Genomic DNA, 14,817 nt, shown 5'->3' on the forward strand with positions numbered 1-14,817 from the left:
CGACGTGTACGACACGGCGACGTGAAGCGTCGTACACAGCACCCCACGTGCGGGTGATGCGACAGCGCACGACGCCGTCACGAACCAGAGAGAACGTCATGGCGTACCTGACCGCGTCCGTCGTACTCCTCGGAGTGCTCGGCCTGCTCAATCTGACCCTGACCTTCGGCGTCGTCCGCCGGCTGCGGGAGCGGCCGGCGGACGCGACGGGCGGTGAGATGACCGTCCCGGCGCTCGTCGCGGGCCCCGGGGCCCTCATCGGAACGTTCTCGGCGGTCGACACGGAGGGCTCCGTCGTCGACCAGGACGTTCTGGACGACGGCTCGTTGGTCCTCTTCATGTCTCCGGGCTGCCCGGCCTGCGAAGACCTCCTGCCGCTGGTGGCGGAACGGGCCGGGGAGTACGGCCGGGACCGCGTGCTGGCGGTCGTCACGCGCGACGAGGAGAAGGAGGCCCTGCTCGGGGACTACCTGAAGCGGCTGTCGCCCGTGGCCCGGGTGGTCGTGACGGAGTTCGGCGACGAGGTGACCCGGGCGTTCGCCGTCAAGGGCATGCCGGCGTACGTGGAGGTGGGAGCCGACGGCCGGGTCGCGGACAGCGGCCGGACCCTTCCCCGTCGTACGGACCGGGCCGGTGCCGCCGGATGAACGGACCTCGAGCCCAGCAGGGCGAGCCCGCCGCCAAGGAGAGGCTCACGCCGAAGGAGGCGCTGACCTCCACCCGCGCGGCCGTCGAGCTCGCCTGGCGCGCGGCGCCCGGCAGTACGGTCACCCTGCTGCTGCTCACCGTCGCGGCGGCCGGGGCGCCGGTCGCCGCGGCGTGGCTGACCCGGCTGGTTCTCGACGGACTGACCGGTGCCGGCGATGTCGCACTGCTCGGGATCGCCCTCGGTCTCGCGGCCGTCGGTCTGACGGCCGCGTCGCTACCGCCCCTCACCACGTACACGGGCAACCGCCTCGGGCGCCGCACCAGCTACCGCGCCGTCGGCCGCCTCTACACGGTCGTCCATTCCTTCACCGGTCTGGCCACGCTCGAGAATCCGCGCTTCCAGGACCGGCTGCGCATGGCCCAGTCGGCGGGCAGCCAGGCCATCGGTGGGATCGTGCTCAGCGCGCTGCGCATCGGCGGCGGAGCGCTGACCGCCGTCGGGTTCGTCGGCGCGCTCTACACGGTGAGCCCTGCGATGACCGCTCTCGTCGTCGCCTGCACGGCGCCGGTCCTCACGGCGCAACTCCGCCTCTCGCGGCACCGGGCGCTGAGCGACTGGCGGATCGGCTTGGCGCGGCGGAGGGAGATGTTCTACCAGACGCTGCTCTCCAGCCTCGACGCCGCCAAGGAGGTCCGGCTGTTCGCCGCCGGGGACCATCTGCGCGACCGTATGCTCACCGAACGGCGCGCCGCCGACACCGAGCAGGCCACGATGGACCGGCGCCAGCTGGCCACCCAAGGCGGACTGGCGCTCCTCGCCGCGCTGGTCGGCGGGGCAGGGCTGGTCTGGGCGGCGCTCGGGGCCAGGCGCGGGGAGCTGACCGTCGGGGACGTGTCGATGTTCGTCGCCGCCGTCGCCGGGGTGCAGACCGCGCTGTCCGGGCTGGTGAAGTCCCTCGCCGACATGCACCACCTGCTGCTGATGATGCGGCACTTCCTCGCCGTCGTCGGGGCCGGCGACGGCTCGGCCGACTCCTCGGCAGGCACGCTTCCGCTCCCGCCCTTGCGCCGCGGCGTCGAGTTCCGGGACGTATGGTTCCGCTACGACGAGGAGCACCCCTGGGTACTGCGCGGCGTGAACCTGTTCCTGCCGCACGGCCGAGCCGTGGCTCTGGTGGGAGCCAACGGGGCGGGCAAGAGCACCTTGGTCAAACTGCTGTGCCGGTTCTACGAGCCGACCCGTGGCGCCGTGCTCTGGGACGGCGTCGACATCCGGCAGGTCCCCGCCGCCGAGTTGCGCAGCCGGCTCGGCGCGGTGTTCCAGGACTACATGCACTACGACCTGACCGCCGCGGAGAACATCGCCCTCGGCGACGTCCGCGCGCTCGACGACCGGCCGAGGCTGGTCGCCGCCGCGCGCGCGGCGGGCATCGACCGGGAGCTCTCGCGCCTGCCGCAGGGCTACGACACCATGCTGAGCAGGATCTACACCACCCACGAGGACGCCGAACCGGGCGCGCTGCTGTCCGGCGGTCAATGGCAGCGCCTGGCCCTGGCCCGCGCCTTCCTCCGCGACGATCCTCAGCTGCTGATCCTGGACGAGCCGAACTCCGGTCTCGACGCCGAGGCCGAACACGACGTCCATCTGCGTCTCCTGAAGCATCGTCAGGGCCGTACCAGTCTGCTGATCTCCCACCGCCTGGGCGCCGTCCGCGACGCCGACAGAATTGTCGTGCTCACCGACGGCCGCATCACGGAGGAAGGCGACCACAGCGAACTCCTCGCCCGAAACGGCGCGTACGCCCGCCTCTTCACCCTCCAGGCCAGCGGCTACCAGCAGACCACCGCCCCGTAGGGATTCGCCGCGCGGCTCGCTCAGGCCTTCCGCAGCTTCTCGGCCTCGTCGCGGGCCCGGGTCGCGGCCGCGTCGTCCCCGGCCCGGGTGTGCGCGGCGGCCAGTGTGTCGAGGGCGACGGCGAGCCAGGTGTGGGACCCGACCTGACGCCAGAGCCGGACCGCGGCTTCGGCGCGCCGGAGGGCCAGCGCGGGGCGGCCGGCCGCGAGTCGTGCCTCCGCGAGGGCGTACAGCGTGGCCGCCTCGCCCCAGAGGTTGCCGAACTCCCGGTACGTCCACAGGCTCTGCGCGAGCAGACGGCGCCCTTCCCGGTGCTCGCCCTGACGGACCAGGACGTCCCCGAGCCAGCAGGCGGCGTGCGTGGCGGTGAGGCGATCGCCGAGGTCCGCACTGATGGCGAGTGCCTGCCGGTAGGCGTCGGCGGCGGCCGGGTGGGCGCCGAGCGCGCGGTGGCTCTGACCGAGACAGCGCAGGGCCTGAGCCTCACCCGGCCGGTAGCCCGCGACCCGGCTGACCCGCAGGCACTCCGTGAACCGCTCCACGGCGGCCTCGACGTGACCTTGCTCGAGGTCGATGACGCCGAGACCGTTGGTGGCGTAGACGAGACAGTTGACGTTGCCCGCCTGCCGAGCCAGCTCCGCGGCCTCCTCGAAGTGGACCACGGCCGAGGAGTACTGGCCGAGGAGCCGGTGCACGTACGCCAACCCGGCCGTCGCCCCCGCCAAGTACGCGGGCCCCTGCCCGTCGGCGAGCAGCAGTGCCTGGTCGAAATGGTTCAGCGCCTCCGGATACCGGTCGAGGATGGTGGTGAGTTCGCCGAGGCAGCGGTGGAGTTTCGCGGCGCTGTGCCGGTCGCCGCTGCTCAACGCCGCCTTGAGCGCCCGGTTCTGCAGCCGCTCCCAGTCGTCGAAGTGGCCGCCGACCTGGAACAGCGTCGTCAGGGCGGTCGCCAGCGCCGCGGCGGGTGCGGCTTGCGTCCACTCCAGCGCCTGCTCCGCCACGTCGATGAGGAACTGACGCTCGTCGGTGAACCAGGCCAGCGGGTCGGCGAGCAGATGGCCGGCGTCCGCGGAGGAGACCCGCCAGGAGGCCAGTTCCGACTGCGAGATGCCCTGGAAGTCGACGCTGAGCGTGTGCGCGGCGAGGTCGGCGAGGTGGAGGCTGGCTCCGAGGAGCCGGCTGAGGGCGGCCGTACGGTCGTGGCGGTGGACCGCACGGTCCACGCGTTCGCGGCCGAAGAGCCGTACCAGGTCGTGCAGTTGGTAGCGAATGCCGGTGGCTGTCACCGATCCGATCTGCACCAGGTGCACCTCGACCAGATCGTCGAGGACGGCCTCCGCCGCAGGCACGTCGACGTCCAGCAGCGCGGCCGGCGTCCAGGCGGCGAAGTCGGGGCCGGGCAGCAGGGCGAGCATCCGCAGCGCGTGCCGGGCCGGCGCGGCCATCCCCTGGTACGTGAGTTCGAGGCTGGCCCGTACGGCGATGTTGCCGACGGCCAGCTCGTCGAGCTTGCGCTCCTCGTCGGCGAGGGCGCGGGCCACGTGGGCCAGGGGCCAGTGCGGTCGGGCGGCCAGTCGCGCGCCGGCCACCCACACCGCGAGCGGCAGGCCGCCGCAGGTCTCCACGATGGAGCGGGCCGAGTCGGGCTCCGCGTCGGTCCGGTCCGGGCCCAGCATCTCGCGCAGCAGGGCGAGCCCGGTCGCCGGGTCCAGCACGTCCAGGGGGAGCCGGCGGCAGCCCAGCTCCGCCATCGTCGTACGGCTGGTGACGACAGCGGCGCACCGCACGCCGCTCGGCAGCAGGTCGCGCACCTGCTCGGCCCCGGCCGCGTTGTCCAGGACGACGAGAACCTGCCGCTGGGCCAGCAGGGAGCGGTAGAGATGGACGCGTCCGGTCAGCTCCGCGGGTACGGTCCCGCCACGGACGCCGAGCGCGCGGAGGAAAGCGCCCAGGACCGTGTACGGATCGGCCGGCTCGTCGCCGAAGCCGCGCAGGTCCGCGTGCAGCTGACCGTCCGGGAAGCGGGCGGCGAGCCGGTGGCCCACATGTACGGCGAAGGCCGTCTTTCCCACCCCGGCGGGACCGGTGACCAGCAGGGTCGGCGACCCCCGGCCGTCTGCGGCGAGGAGCCGGCAGGCCTCGTCCAGTTCCGCGTCGCGGCCGACGAACAGCGTGAGGTCCGCCGGCAGGAGCCGGGGGACGAGCTGGCGACCCGTCATGGGGTTCACGGCGGCGCCACTGTCGTCTTCCGCTCCCTCGTCGGCGTAGGGCGCGTCGAGGCGGGCGAGCTGGGCGGGGCCGTGGGCAGCGGCGCCGGTGGCGCCGGGATCGCGAGCCCCGAACAGGTCCGGATCCCCGGCCAGGATCCGTGCGTACAGACGCTGCAGGGCCACGCCGGGGTCGACCCCCAGCTCGTCGGCGAGTCGCCGCCGGGCGCGCTCGTACTCCTCCAGCGCCTCCGCCTGCCGCCCGCACCGGCACAGCGCGAGGACGAGTTGCCCGATCACCCGCTCATCGAGCGGATGCGCCTCGGCCCGGGCTGTCAGTTCGCTGACCATCCGATCGTGGTGGGCCAGGCGTAATCGGACGTCGACCAGCTCGAGCTGGGCGGCCAGCCGCTCGCTGTCGAGGAGCTGGCGCTGCGCGTTGAACCACGGGGTGTCCACTCCGGCGAACGCGCTGCCCCGCCACAGCCCCAGCGCCTCCCGCCCCAGCGCCTCCCGCCCCAGCGCCTCCGCCTGCTCGTCCGCAGCCGCCCGTCGGGCGCGGTCCGCCAGCTCCCGGAAGCGGTGCGCGTCCACCAGCGAGAGATCGACCGTGAGCCGGTACCCACCGCCCCGCTCGCGTGCGATGGTCGTGCCGTCCTCGGCCAGCACGGTGCGCAGCCGGGAGACGTAGCCGTACAGATTCCGGCGGCCGTGCGCCGGCTCGACGTCCCCCCACACCCTGTCGACCAGCGCGTCGAGCGACACGGCGCGGTCCGCGTCGACGAGCAGCGCCGCCAGCACGCGCTGCTGCATCGCATGCCCGATGTCGACCGGGGTCCCGTCGCGCCGAACCTCGATGCTCCCCAGGATCCCGAAGCACGTGCCCATCACGCCCCCCACCCTCCCCGCGCCCGTCCGCACGCCACACCCTGAGCGTCACCGACCGGCGATTCAAGGCGCTTTCAGGCTTTTCCGGCGGCATCCCGATGACCGTCCCGGCATGGTGACGTGGCCGACGGAGGTGGCCCGAGCACCGAGGGCGCAGGCATGGCACGAGCCTTGGGAGACAACGGACTGGCGGCGCGGTACCCGGAAGTCGCCTTCCGCAGGCCGTAGCGTTCTAGGCTCGCCCGGCCGGCATCGGTCTCGACCCAGGAGTGCGCAGCATGTTCGACCCCACTCAGCAGCCCCCGTACCCCGACGCCCTCGGGCCGGATCAAGCACCGGTGCCGCACCCACTGCTCGCGCCGGTGACCGGGCTTCTGGGCGCCTGGGTCGGGCGGGGCCGGGGGGAGTACCCGACCCTCGACGAGGCGTTCGCGTACGCGCAGGAGGTCACCTTCAGCCATGACGGGCGGCCCTTTCTCCACTACGAGGCGCGCGCCTGGCTCATCGACGCCGAGGGCGACCCGCTGCGGCCGTCGGCTCGGGAGAGCGGCTGGTGGCGGCTGCAGCCCGAGGGGAGGGTCGAGGCCTTGATCACCCAGCCCACCGGCATCGCGGAGATCCTGGTCGGCCACGCCGCTGACGGCAGGGTCGACCTCACGACCCATCAGGTGGCTCTCACCCCCACCGCCAAGGAGGTCAACGCCACCCGCCGCCGGTACACCTGGAGCGGCGACGGCGGGCTCGAATTCATCCACGACCTCGCGGCGGTCGGTCAGTCACTGCAGCACCACCTCTTCGCCCAACTGCGACGCGGGGGTGGAGCCTAGGCCCCAGGCCCAGGGCGGCCGAGGTTGTCCTCGATCCTCGCCAGAAGCCGGCGACCGCGCCCCGTTCCGACGCGCTGAGACCGCGCGAGGTGAGATCCTCCAGCTGCTGCCACGCCTCGACGACCTGCTCCCGTAGCGCCTGGGCGGCGGGGGTGGGTTCGACGACGACCGCGCGGCCGTCGGTGTCGCTGCGGCGGCGCCGTACGAAATCCGTCTGCTCTCCGAGCCGGACCTCGACGAGAGTGAGGAGGGCGAGGAGCAGGCCGAGCGCATGCGCGCCGGTTACCTGGTGGCGCTGGAGAATACCTTGGCCCTCACCCGCGACTCGGTCGCCGACCGTCCCCTGACGTGAGCCTCATGCACAGTGACGAGAACAACGAGACCGTGGAACCCGCCGAACACATGCGCTTCGCGCGGTACATCGACGCCCTCGCGCAGGTCCCGCCCGCGCGCGAAACCGCTCTGATCGCCGACGTACTCGCCGATCCCGACCGCGCCATGGCGGAATCGGCGGTGACCCGCCACCTGGACCGGCGGGCCACCGAGCTGCTCGCCGATCCGGAATTCCCGGTCTGGACGGCGAGCATGGGGGACACCGTCGCCCGTTTTCCCTTCCTGACCCGCCGCCTGGCCGAGTGGTCGCTGTTCAGAGCCGTCTCGGCGACGGGCGGGCACTGGGAGCCTGGCGCGCTGATCGCCGCGACCGACTGGCTTCAGCGGAAGGTCAGTGAGCACTCGGCCTCCCCGCAGGCCTTGCGGACCCTCGCCGAGCACGGGCGGACCCGCCGCGTCCGCAACGCCGCCAGGGCCCGGCTGAACGGATGACGACCGTACGTTCAGGATGCTCAGGCCGTTCAGCGCGATCCGCCGCCGGCCGAGACGGGCACACGCTCGCTCGGCCGGACGGTACGGCGCCGTAGCAGCGCGCCCGCCGTCACCGCCGCGGCCGCCAGGCCGTAGGCCACCGTGCCCGTCGCGGCGCCGAACGTGCCCGCCCCGGCGTACGTCACCGCGCCCGCTGCGGCCACCGCAAGCCATTCCCAGCGGCCGTCGAGGGCGACCAGCGACACCAGAAGCAACGCGTACCAGGAATAGCCGGGGGTCATCAGGAGGAACGCCGCCCCGGTCACCAACAGAGCACCGCTCCACGGGCGTTCGGGGTTGCCGTGGCGCAGGACATGGACGGCGACCGCCGTCATGGCGAGGACGACGGCGGGCAGCGCCCAGGCATCCGGGAGCGCGAGCCTCAGCAGGGCGTAGCGGCCGCCCGCCGACGGGTCCTCGTACCCCTCCTCCCGCGCGTACCCGCCGAGGTAGCCGAGGACCGAGGTGCTGGAGGTGAGGACGTACGGCAGGTAGAGCAGGGCGACGACCGCGGCGGTCGGCAGCAGGACGGCGGCCGCGTCGCGCACCCGACGTACCCCGGCCAGCGCGCCCGGCAGGAGGACCGCCGGCAGCAGCTTCACCGCGATGGCCAGCCCGAAGAGCGCGCCGCCGAGCGCCCGGCGCCGGCCCACCGCGGCGAGTGCGGTGACGGCGAGCAGGACGCCGAGGACATCGGCGTGGGCGTTGTTCACCGCCTCGACCGGAACGGCCGGGCAGAAGGCCCAGTACGCGGCCGTTCGCGGGTCCCCCCGCCGCCGCAGGACGGCCAGCAGCGCCGCGGTCACCGCCACGGACAGCAGCGCCCCGCCGACCTGGAGGGCCTTGTGCCGGACGCCGGGCGGCGACAGCGCGTGGACGGCGAGGAAGTAGCCCTCGGCGGCGGGCGGGTAGATCGTGTGCACCTGCGGGCGGTTGATCCGGGTGCACTCCCCGTCGCCGACCGGGGCGAGATCGGGCCCGGCGCAGTCGGCGCCGCGCGGGAAGAGCCATCCGTCGCGCAGCGCGGCGAGCGCCTCGTCCGCCGGGGCGTGGTCGTACGGCGAGACGCCCGCCGCCTGCACCCGCCCGTCCCAGGCGTAGCGGAAGGAGTCGGTGCTCGTGCGCGGCGGCGCGACCAGTCCGGTGGCGGCGACGGCCAGCGAGCCGGCCAGTACGAGCGGTACGACCCGGCGCGCCGGCACGTACCGGAGTGCGAGGACACAGCCCGCGAAGAGCACCCAGCAGAGCGCGTACCACCCGGTCAGCGCCGCCGGGCCGTCGGCGGGGCCGTCCTCGCGCGTCGCGAGCGCGAGCGCGGCGACCAGCGCGGTGACGAGGAAGGCGACGGCCACGACTGCCCAGGTGGCGACGGCGGTACGGGGGCGGTTCATGCGGCCAGAGTGGCAGCGCGAGGCGCCGCGTGGCGGCGTCCGCGCCACGGCGTCCGCGTTTCGTAAGATCACCGCGAGTCGAACGCCGCGCCCGTCCCGGCCGCGGCGCCCCCGGTGTCCGTCACGTGCCGGCGGCTTCGCCCGTCCTGGGGCGTGCCGCGCCTGCGCTACGGCGGCCCCGCCTGGCCCCTCGGGCGTGCCGCGCCTACGCCACGGCGCCCGTTAGGTGCCGGAGGCCTCGCCCTCGCGTGGACCGCGCCCGCGCACGGCGGCCTCGCCCGGCCCCCAGGCGCGCCGTGCATGCGCCCCGGCGCCCGTCACGTGGCAGAGGCCTCGCCGGTCCTCGCCCGTCCTCGGGGCGTGCCGCGCCCGCGCCACCGGCCCCGCCCGGCCCCGGGCATGCGGCGCCCGCCCGCGCCACGGTGCCCGCCCGGCCCGGACGGGCCGCGCCCGCCCCACGGCGTCCGCGTTTCGTAAGGTGTCGGACCCGCCACCCGGCCCGCCGCGGCGGTGTGATGGAGCCATGACCCCGCACACCCGATGGCGCCCCTCCCTTCCGCCCCTCCGGCCGCCCTCCTTCACCCGACCGTTGCACGACGCCCGCACCGCCACCGCCGTCGGCCGCTGGCTCGGTCTCGCGTTCGCGGTGTGCTTCGTCACCGGTCTGATCAGCCATTACCTCCAGCGTCCGCCCGACTGGCTGGCCGGCTACCTGCCCAGCCGGCCCGTCTGGGGCTACCGCCTCACCCAGGGACTGCACGTCGCCACCGGACTCGCGGCGATCGTGCTGCTGCTCGTCAAACTCTGGGCCGTCTACCCGCGGCTGTTCGTGTGGCCGGCGGTACGCGGCGTACGGCACGCCCTGGAGCGGCTGTCCGTGGCCGTGCTGGTGGCCACGGCCGTCTTCCAGGTCTTCACCGGGCTGCTGAACATCGTCGAGTGGTACCCCTGGCCGTTCGCGTTCGTACCCACCCACTACGCCGTCGCCTGGATCGTCGCCGGGTCCATCCTCCTCCATGTGGCGGTCAAGGCGCCCGAGATCAGGGGCCACTGGAGCCTTCGGTCGCCCGGCACCCTTCAACTGCCCGCCGAGGACGGCCCCGACCGCCGTTCGCTGCTGCTCGGTGTGGGCGCCGCCGTCGGAGCGGTCACGGTGACCACGGTCGGTCAGGCCCTCACCCCGCTCGCACCGCTCGACCTGCTGGCACCCCGCCACCCCGACCACGGCCCCCAAGGCCTCCCGGTCAACCGCACCGCGGCCGCCGCGGGGGTGACCAGGGCCGCCCTGCGCGAGTGGCGGCTGGAGGTCCTGGGCCCCCGCCCGTACGCGCTGACCCTCGATCAGCTCCGCGCGCTGCCGCAGACGACCGCACGGCTGCCCATCGCCTGCGTGGAGGGGTGGAGCATGGACGCCGAGTGGCGGGGCGTACGGGTACGGGACCTGCTGGACCGGGCGGGGGCGGCACCGGAGGCGGGTGCGCGGGTGGTCTCGCTCGAAGTGAGCGGCGCGTACCGGGTGATGGACATGGGACAGGAGTACGCGAAGGATCCGCTCACGCTGCTCGCGCTCGCTCTCAACGGGCAGACGCTCTCCCTCGACCACGGCTTTCCGGCGCGCATCATCGCGCCCAACCGGCCCGGAGTCCTGCAGACGAAGTGGGTCGCGCGGCTGGAGGTGCTGTGAACGGCACGACGGTCCTGCGGTACGCGCTCGGTGCGCTCGGTCTGGTGCTCATCGGCGTCGGCGCCGGGCAGCTGGCCCTCGTACCCGAAGCGGGGGCCGTGGCCCTGTGGCTCGCCGGCGCGCTCGTCCTGCACGACGCGGTGATCGCGCCGCTCGTCCTCGCCGCCGGGCTGCTCGTCGCGGCGGCCCCGGCGCGAGGGGTGCTGCGCGGGGCGCTGGTGACCGGCGGTGCGCTCGTACTGATCACGCTGCCGCTGCTGGTACGCCCCGGCGCCCCGCCCAACCCGTCCGCGCTGCCCCTGCCGTACGTCCGCAACCTGCTGCTGGTCCTCGCGGCGGTGGCCCTTGCAGCTCTGCTCCTGACCGCCGTGGGGGCGTGGCGGCGAAGGGCCCGGGAGCGCGGCGAGGAGCGGCAGGAGCGCGGCAAGGGCGACGACGGGGGCGGCGAGCGCGACAAGCGCGATGAGGGGGACGAGGGGGACGAGGGCGGCGAGCGCGGCGAGGACGACGGGGGGTGAAGCCGCGGCGCCGCCGCCCCCGCCGCCGTCCGCTCAGGAGCGCGGCGACGGGAGCGGGCCGGGCGCGGGGCGCGCCAGCTCCGCGAAGGTCCGCCCCGCCGCCGTCCATCGGTACGTCACGGCCCAACCGGCCGCGGTGGCGTACGCGCCGAGCGCCGACGTGCCGAGCCGGGCCCAGGGGAACGGCGCCCCGAGGCCGCCCCGGCCGTTGTCCACCCTGACCTCGCAGCGCTCGTCGACCTCCACGGCCGCGCACTCGACGACGGCCCGGCCGGCCGGGGCGAGCACCTCCGTCAGCCGCCGCAGCAGACCGGCCGGGTCGCCCCCGATGCCGATGTTGCCGTCGACCAGCAGCGCCGTCTCCCAGCGGCCCAGGCCCGGCAGCGGCTCGAACACCGACCGGCACAGTGCCGCACCCCCGGTGCTCCGTGTACGGGCCACCGCCGCCGGGCTCACATCGATGCCGAGGACGCGGTGGCCCCGGGCCGCCAGCTCGGCGACCAGCCGTCCGGGGCCGCAGCCGATGTCGAGGACCGCGCCACGGCACCGGGCGAGGACGGTCCGGTCGGCCGCGTCTGGCTCCTCGCACCAGCGCTCGACCTCCAGCGGCAGCGCCCAGCCGTCCCCGCGCCGCAGATAGAGCGGGCCGCGGCCCGCCCGCAGCGCGTCCGTGTACGGATCGGCCGTCCACCCGGCCGCCGCGCTCACCCGCCCACCGCCGCTCCGGGCCGAGCGGTCAGCTCCCCGTGCAGCGCGGCGAACCGCCCCGTCGGGGCCTCGGCGGCGACCAGCCGGGCGTCCTCGGCGGTGTCCACGTCCCGCAGCTCGGGCAGCAGGCCCACCCGCAGCCCGGCCGCCCGTAGCCGCTCGTACTGGACCGCGCCGGTCTCCGGCACGGACATGGGTACGCCCCGCAGCAGCGCGGGGTCCGGGGCGGCCAGCCCGAGCGCCCAGAAGCCGCCGTCCGTCGCCGGGCCGAACCAGGCGTCGTACGCTTCCCACGCCCCCGGGGCGAGGGCCGGGGCGAGCAGCTCCGGTGTCACCTGCGGCGTGTCCATGCCGATCAGGAGGGCCGGCCCGGCGACGGCGGCGAAGGCGGCGGCGAGGCGTTCGTCGAGGGTTCCGGCGCACTGCGGCACCACCGTGAAGCCGGCGGGCAGCCACGGGCCCGGCCGGCCGTCCAGGACGAGTACCCGCCGCCGGGCGGGGCAGGCGCCGACGGCATCCAGCGTGTCCCCGAGCGCGGCCCGCGCCAGCCCGGCGGCCTGCGCCGCGCTGAAGGGCGGTGTCAGCCGAGTCTTGACCCGCCCCGGCAACGGCTCCTTGGCGATGACGAGGAGGGTCGTCACGGGCCGACCTCCGAAGCGGCGGGCGCCGCGGACCCGCCGGCCTGCGAGGCCGCGGCGGATGTCGCCGCCCGGCCGGGTGCGGCCGTCCCCGGCGGGGCGGCCGGCTCGGAGCGTCCGGCGCCCTCGGCGCCCTCGGCGGTCTCCGGCGGAGCGGTATGCACGGTCGGCTCATCGGATGCGGCGGATGCCGCCGGTACGGCGGGTCCGGTGGACGCGGTGGTCTCGCTGGTCTTGGCGGGCACGGCCGTCCCTGGCGCGGCGGCCGGCTCGGAGCGTCCGGCGCCCTCGCCAGGCACCGCGGGCTCCGAGGGGGCGGCGGATGCCGCAGGCTCGGCGGGTCCGGTGGACGCGGTGGTCTCGCTGGTCTTGGCCGGCACGGCTGCCTTGGACGGCGCGTCAGGCTCCGAAAGCACGGCGGATGCCGCCGGCCCGGCCGACTCCGAGCGGCCGGCGCCCTCGACGGGTGAGGCCGGCCCCGTGGCCTCGCCGGGTGGGGATGGCTCCGAAAGCGCGGCGGATGCCGCAGGCTCGGCGGGCCCGGCTGGCGCGGTGGTCCCGCCGGTCGTGGCCGGCACGGCCGTCTCCGCCGGCCCGGCCGACTCCGAGCGGCCGGCGCCCTCGACGGGTGAGGCCGGCCCCGTGGCCTCGGCAGGCACCGCGGGCTCCGAGGGGGCGGATGCCGCCGGTTCGGCCAGGACGCGGCTCATGTCGCGGACTGCCTGCCACGTTCCGCGCCACGTCCCCGTCACCTTCGAGCGGCCCGTACGGGGCAGGTACGGCACGTCCACCTCGCTCACCCGCCATCCCGCGTCGGCCGCGCGCACCACCATCTGCAGGGGGTAGCCGCTGCGGCGGTCCGTCAGGCCGAGGCTGAGCAAGTCCGCGCGGCGCGCGGCCCGTAGTGGGCCGAGGTCGTGCAGTCGCAGGCCGGTGCGGCGGCGCAGCATCTGGGCGAGTGCCAGGTTTCCGGCACGGGCGTGGGCCGGCCAGGCGCCGCGGCCCTGGGGGCGGCGGCGCCCGAGGACCAGGTCCGCCCGGCCCTCCGACACCGCCGTCACGAAGCCGGTCAGCAGCCCCGGATCGAGGGAGGCGTCGCAGTCGCAGAAGCAGACGATGTCAGCCTCGGCGGCGAGGAGTCCGGCGTGGCAGGCGGCGCCGAAGCCCCGGCGGGGTTCGTGCACCACCGTGGCGCCGCACGCGCGGGCGACGTCGGCGGATCCGTCGGTGGAGCCGTTGTCGACGACCAGGGCGCGCCAGTCGGCCGGGATTCGGGCCAGTACCCACGGCAGGGCCTCGGCCTCGTCAAGACAGGGGAGTACGACATCTACGGTCACGTTCCCACCGTAGGAATCCCAGCCGGACATTGCGGACATCGACTCCTTACGAATCGCGGACACCGCTCCGGACGGTCCCGCCCGCCGTCACACCCCCACCGCCGACGCCCGTTGCGCCGCGTGGGCGAATTCCGTCATGCCGGCCGTGAACGGCACGCTGGGGCGCCAGCCGAGGTCGTGGCGCAGACGGGCCGAGTCGGCCGTGATGTGGCGGACGTCGCCGAGCCGGAACTCGCCCGTCACCAGGGGCTCGGGCCCGCCGTGGGCCGTCGAGAGGGCCGAGGCCATCTCGGCGACGGTGTGCGGCTCGCCGCTGCCGGTGTTGTACGCGGTGAGCGTTCCGGGCGCGCCGGGCGAGGCGGTCACCACGGCCTCCAGGGCGGTGACGTTCGCCGTGGCCACGTCCCGTACGTGGACGAAGTCCCGCCGCTGGCCGCCGTCCTCGAAGACCCGCGGCGCCTCCCCGCGCGCCAGGGCCGAGCGGAAGAAGGACGCGACGCCGGCGTACGGGGTGTCCCGCGGCATACCCGGGCCGTACACGTTGTGGTAGCGCAGCGACACCGCCGTGCCGCCGACCGCCCTCGCCCAGGCGGCGGTGAGGTGCTCCTGCGCCAGCTTCGTCGTGGCGTACACGTTCCGCGGGTCGGCGGGCGCGTCCTCGGTGACGAGACCGGGTTCCAGCGCCGCCCCGCAGCGCGGGCAGCGCGGCTCGAACATCCCTGCCGCGAGGTCCTCGGCGCGGCGCGGACCCGGCCGTACGAGCCCGTGGACCGGGCAGGTGTAGCGCCCTTCGCCGTACACCACCATCGATCCGGCGAGCACCAGCTTGCGCACCCCCGCCTCGGCGGCGGCCGCGAGCAGCACGGCGGTGCCGTGGTCGTTGCAGTCGACGTACGCGGGCGCGTCGGCGAAGTCCTTGCCGAGGCCGACCATCGCGGCCTGATGGCACACGGCGTCCACGCCGCGCAGCGCCTGCCGTACGGCTTCGGCGTCGCGCACGTCGGCCCGGACGAACTCCGCGTCCGGCAGGTCGGGCGGCGGCCCCGGGTGGGCGGCGGGCAGCAGCGCGTCCAGGACCACTGGTTCGTGGCCACGCGCCGTGAGCGCCGTGACGATGTGGGCGCCGATGAAGCCCGCGCCTCCGGTGACGAGTACTCGCATGGGCGCAGCGTAGGGACGCCTCGGCCGGCTTGGTGGCTCCCGCGCGCGGCCGTAAGGATTCGGTCACTCTCTCCGCGCAGGCGTCCGCCGC

General features: G+C 75.1%; 11 protein-coding genes and 1 pseudogene. 6 read left to right on the top strand and 6 right to left on the bottom strand.

The window, feature by feature from the left end; genetic code table 11:
• The first annotated feature begins 98 nt into the window (after positions 1–98).
• Both IEZ01_RS20275 and IEZ01_RS20280 read left to right on the top strand, forming a co-directional pair.
• Positions 99–647, top strand: coding sequence for a TlpA family protein disulfide reductase (locus IEZ01_RS20275; RefSeq protein ID WP_019884389.1), 549 nt, complete (start codon positions 99–101; stop codon positions 645–647).
• Entirely contained in the window at positions 644–2,503 is a 1,860-nt protein-coding gene (locus IEZ01_RS20280) for an ABC transporter ATP-binding protein (RefSeq protein ID WP_019884388.1), read from the top strand. The genes IEZ01_RS20275 and IEZ01_RS20280 overlap by 4 nt, the downstream gene beginning before the upstream one ends.
• A 20-nt stretch (positions 2,504–2,523) precedes the next feature.
• Here IEZ01_RS20280 and IEZ01_RS20285 read toward each other — a convergent pair whose 3' ends face one another.
• Positions 2,524–5,598 (bottom strand): AfsR/SARP family transcriptional regulator, encoded by a 3,075-nt coding sequence (locus IEZ01_RS20285; RefSeq protein WP_189202997.1) that lies wholly within the window; start codon positions 5,596–5,598, stop codon positions 2,524–2,526.
• A gap of 278 nt (positions 5,599–5,876) precedes the next feature.
• On the opposite strand from IEZ01_RS20285, the gene IEZ01_RS20290 reads away from it, so the two are divergent.
• Positions 5,877–6,425, top strand: a complete 549-nt coding sequence (locus tag IEZ01_RS20290) for a nitrobindin family protein (protein ID WP_019884385.1) — start codon at positions 5,877–5,879, stop codon at positions 6,423–6,425.
• A 357-nt stretch (positions 6,426–6,782) separates the two neighbouring features.
• Positions 6,783–7,250 carry a hypothetical protein gene (locus tag IEZ01_RS20295; protein ID WP_189202972.1) on the top strand — a complete coding sequence of 156 codons (468 nt, stop codon included), beginning with the start codon at positions 6,783–6,785 and terminating at the stop codon, positions 7,248–7,250.
• Positions 7,251–7,279: 29 nt separating this feature from the next.
• Here the strand turns inward: IEZ01_RS20295 and IEZ01_RS20300 are convergent, their stop codons facing one another.
• Positions 7,280–8,680, bottom strand: coding sequence for a glycosyltransferase family 87 protein (locus IEZ01_RS20300; RefSeq protein ID WP_229833090.1), 1,401 nt, complete (start codon positions 8,678–8,680; stop codon positions 7,280–7,282).
• A gap of 523 nt (positions 8,681–9,203) precedes the next feature.
• Here IEZ01_RS20300 and IEZ01_RS20305 point away from each other — a divergent pair.
• Both IEZ01_RS20305 and IEZ01_RS20310 read left to right on the top strand, forming a co-directional pair.
• Positions 9,204–10,364, top strand: coding sequence for a molybdopterin-dependent oxidoreductase (locus tag IEZ01_RS20305; protein WP_019884382.1), 1,161 nt, complete (start codon positions 9,204–9,206; stop codon positions 10,362–10,364).
• Entirely contained in the window at positions 10,361–10,882 is a 522-nt protein-coding gene (locus IEZ01_RS20310) for a hypothetical protein (RefSeq protein ID WP_189202974.1), read from the top strand. Before IEZ01_RS20305 ends, IEZ01_RS20310 begins: the two co-directional genes overlap by 4 nt.
• 33 nt (positions 10,883–10,915) lie before the next feature.
• On the opposite strand, the gene IEZ01_RS20315 is transcribed toward IEZ01_RS20310, so the two are convergent.
• The 4 genes and pseudogenes from IEZ01_RS20315 to IEZ01_RS20330 form a co-directional block, all read right to left on the bottom strand.
• Positions 10,916–11,590 (bottom strand): class I SAM-dependent methyltransferase, encoded by a 675-nt coding sequence (locus IEZ01_RS20315; protein WP_019884377.1) that lies wholly within the window; start codon positions 11,588–11,590, stop codon positions 10,916–10,918.
• Positions 11,587–12,231 carry a TIGR04282 family arsenosugar biosynthesis glycosyltransferase gene (locus IEZ01_RS20320; protein ID WP_019884376.1) on the bottom strand — a complete coding sequence of 215 codons (645 nt, stop codon included), beginning with the start codon at positions 12,229–12,231 and terminating at the stop codon, positions 11,587–11,589. Before IEZ01_RS20320 ends, IEZ01_RS20315 begins: the two co-directional genes overlap by 4 nt.
• A 659-nt stretch (positions 12,232–12,890) precedes the next feature.
• Positions 12,891–13,595, bottom strand: a pseudogene (locus IEZ01_RS20325) (glycosyltransferase family 2 protein); the annotation flags it as partial.
• 57 nt (positions 13,596–13,652) lie between these two features.
• Positions 13,653–14,726 carry an NAD-dependent epimerase/dehydratase family protein gene (locus IEZ01_RS20330; RefSeq protein ID WP_189202976.1) on the bottom strand — a complete coding sequence of 358 codons (1,074 nt, stop codon included), beginning with the start codon at positions 14,724–14,726 and terminating at the stop codon, positions 13,653–13,655.
• Positions 14,727–14,817: the final 91 nt, after the last annotated feature.

Origin of the sequence: Streptomyces purpureus (assembly GCF_014648195.1) — a bacterium.
GTDB classification, from domain to species: Bacteria; Actinomycetota; Actinomycetes; order Streptomycetales; family Streptomycetaceae; genus Streptomyces; species Streptomyces purpureus.

Coding starts and splice junctions, on each gene's coding strand:
- IEZ01_RS20275 (WP_019884389.1), top strand. CDS start 99: ATGGCGTACCTGACCGCGTCCGTCGTACTCCTCGGAGTGCTCGGCCTG.
- IEZ01_RS20295 (WP_189202972.1), top strand. CDS start 6,783: ATGCACAGTGACGAGAACAACGAGACCGTGGAACCCGCCGAACACATG.
- IEZ01_RS20300 (WP_229833090.1), bottom strand. CDS start 8,680: ATGAACCGCCCCCGTACCGCCGTCGCCACCTGGGCAGTCGTGGCCGTC.
- IEZ01_RS20290 (WP_019884385.1), top strand. CDS start 5,877: ATGTTCGACCCCACTCAGCAGCCCCCGTACCCCGACGCCCTCGGGCCG.
- IEZ01_RS20285 (WP_189202997.1), bottom strand. CDS start 5,598: ATGGGCACGTGCTTCGGGATCCTGGGGAGCATCGAGGTTCGGCGCGAC.
- IEZ01_RS20280 (WP_019884388.1), top strand. CDS start 644: ATGAACGGACCTCGAGCCCAGCAGGGCGAGCCCGCCGCCAAGGAGAGG.
- IEZ01_RS20305 (WP_019884382.1), top strand. CDS start 9,204: ATGACCCCGCACACCCGATGGCGCCCCTCCCTTCCGCCCCTCCGGCCG.
- IEZ01_RS20330 (WP_189202976.1), bottom strand. CDS start 14,726: ATGCGAGTACTCGTCACCGGAGGCGCGGGCTTCATCGGCGCCCACATC.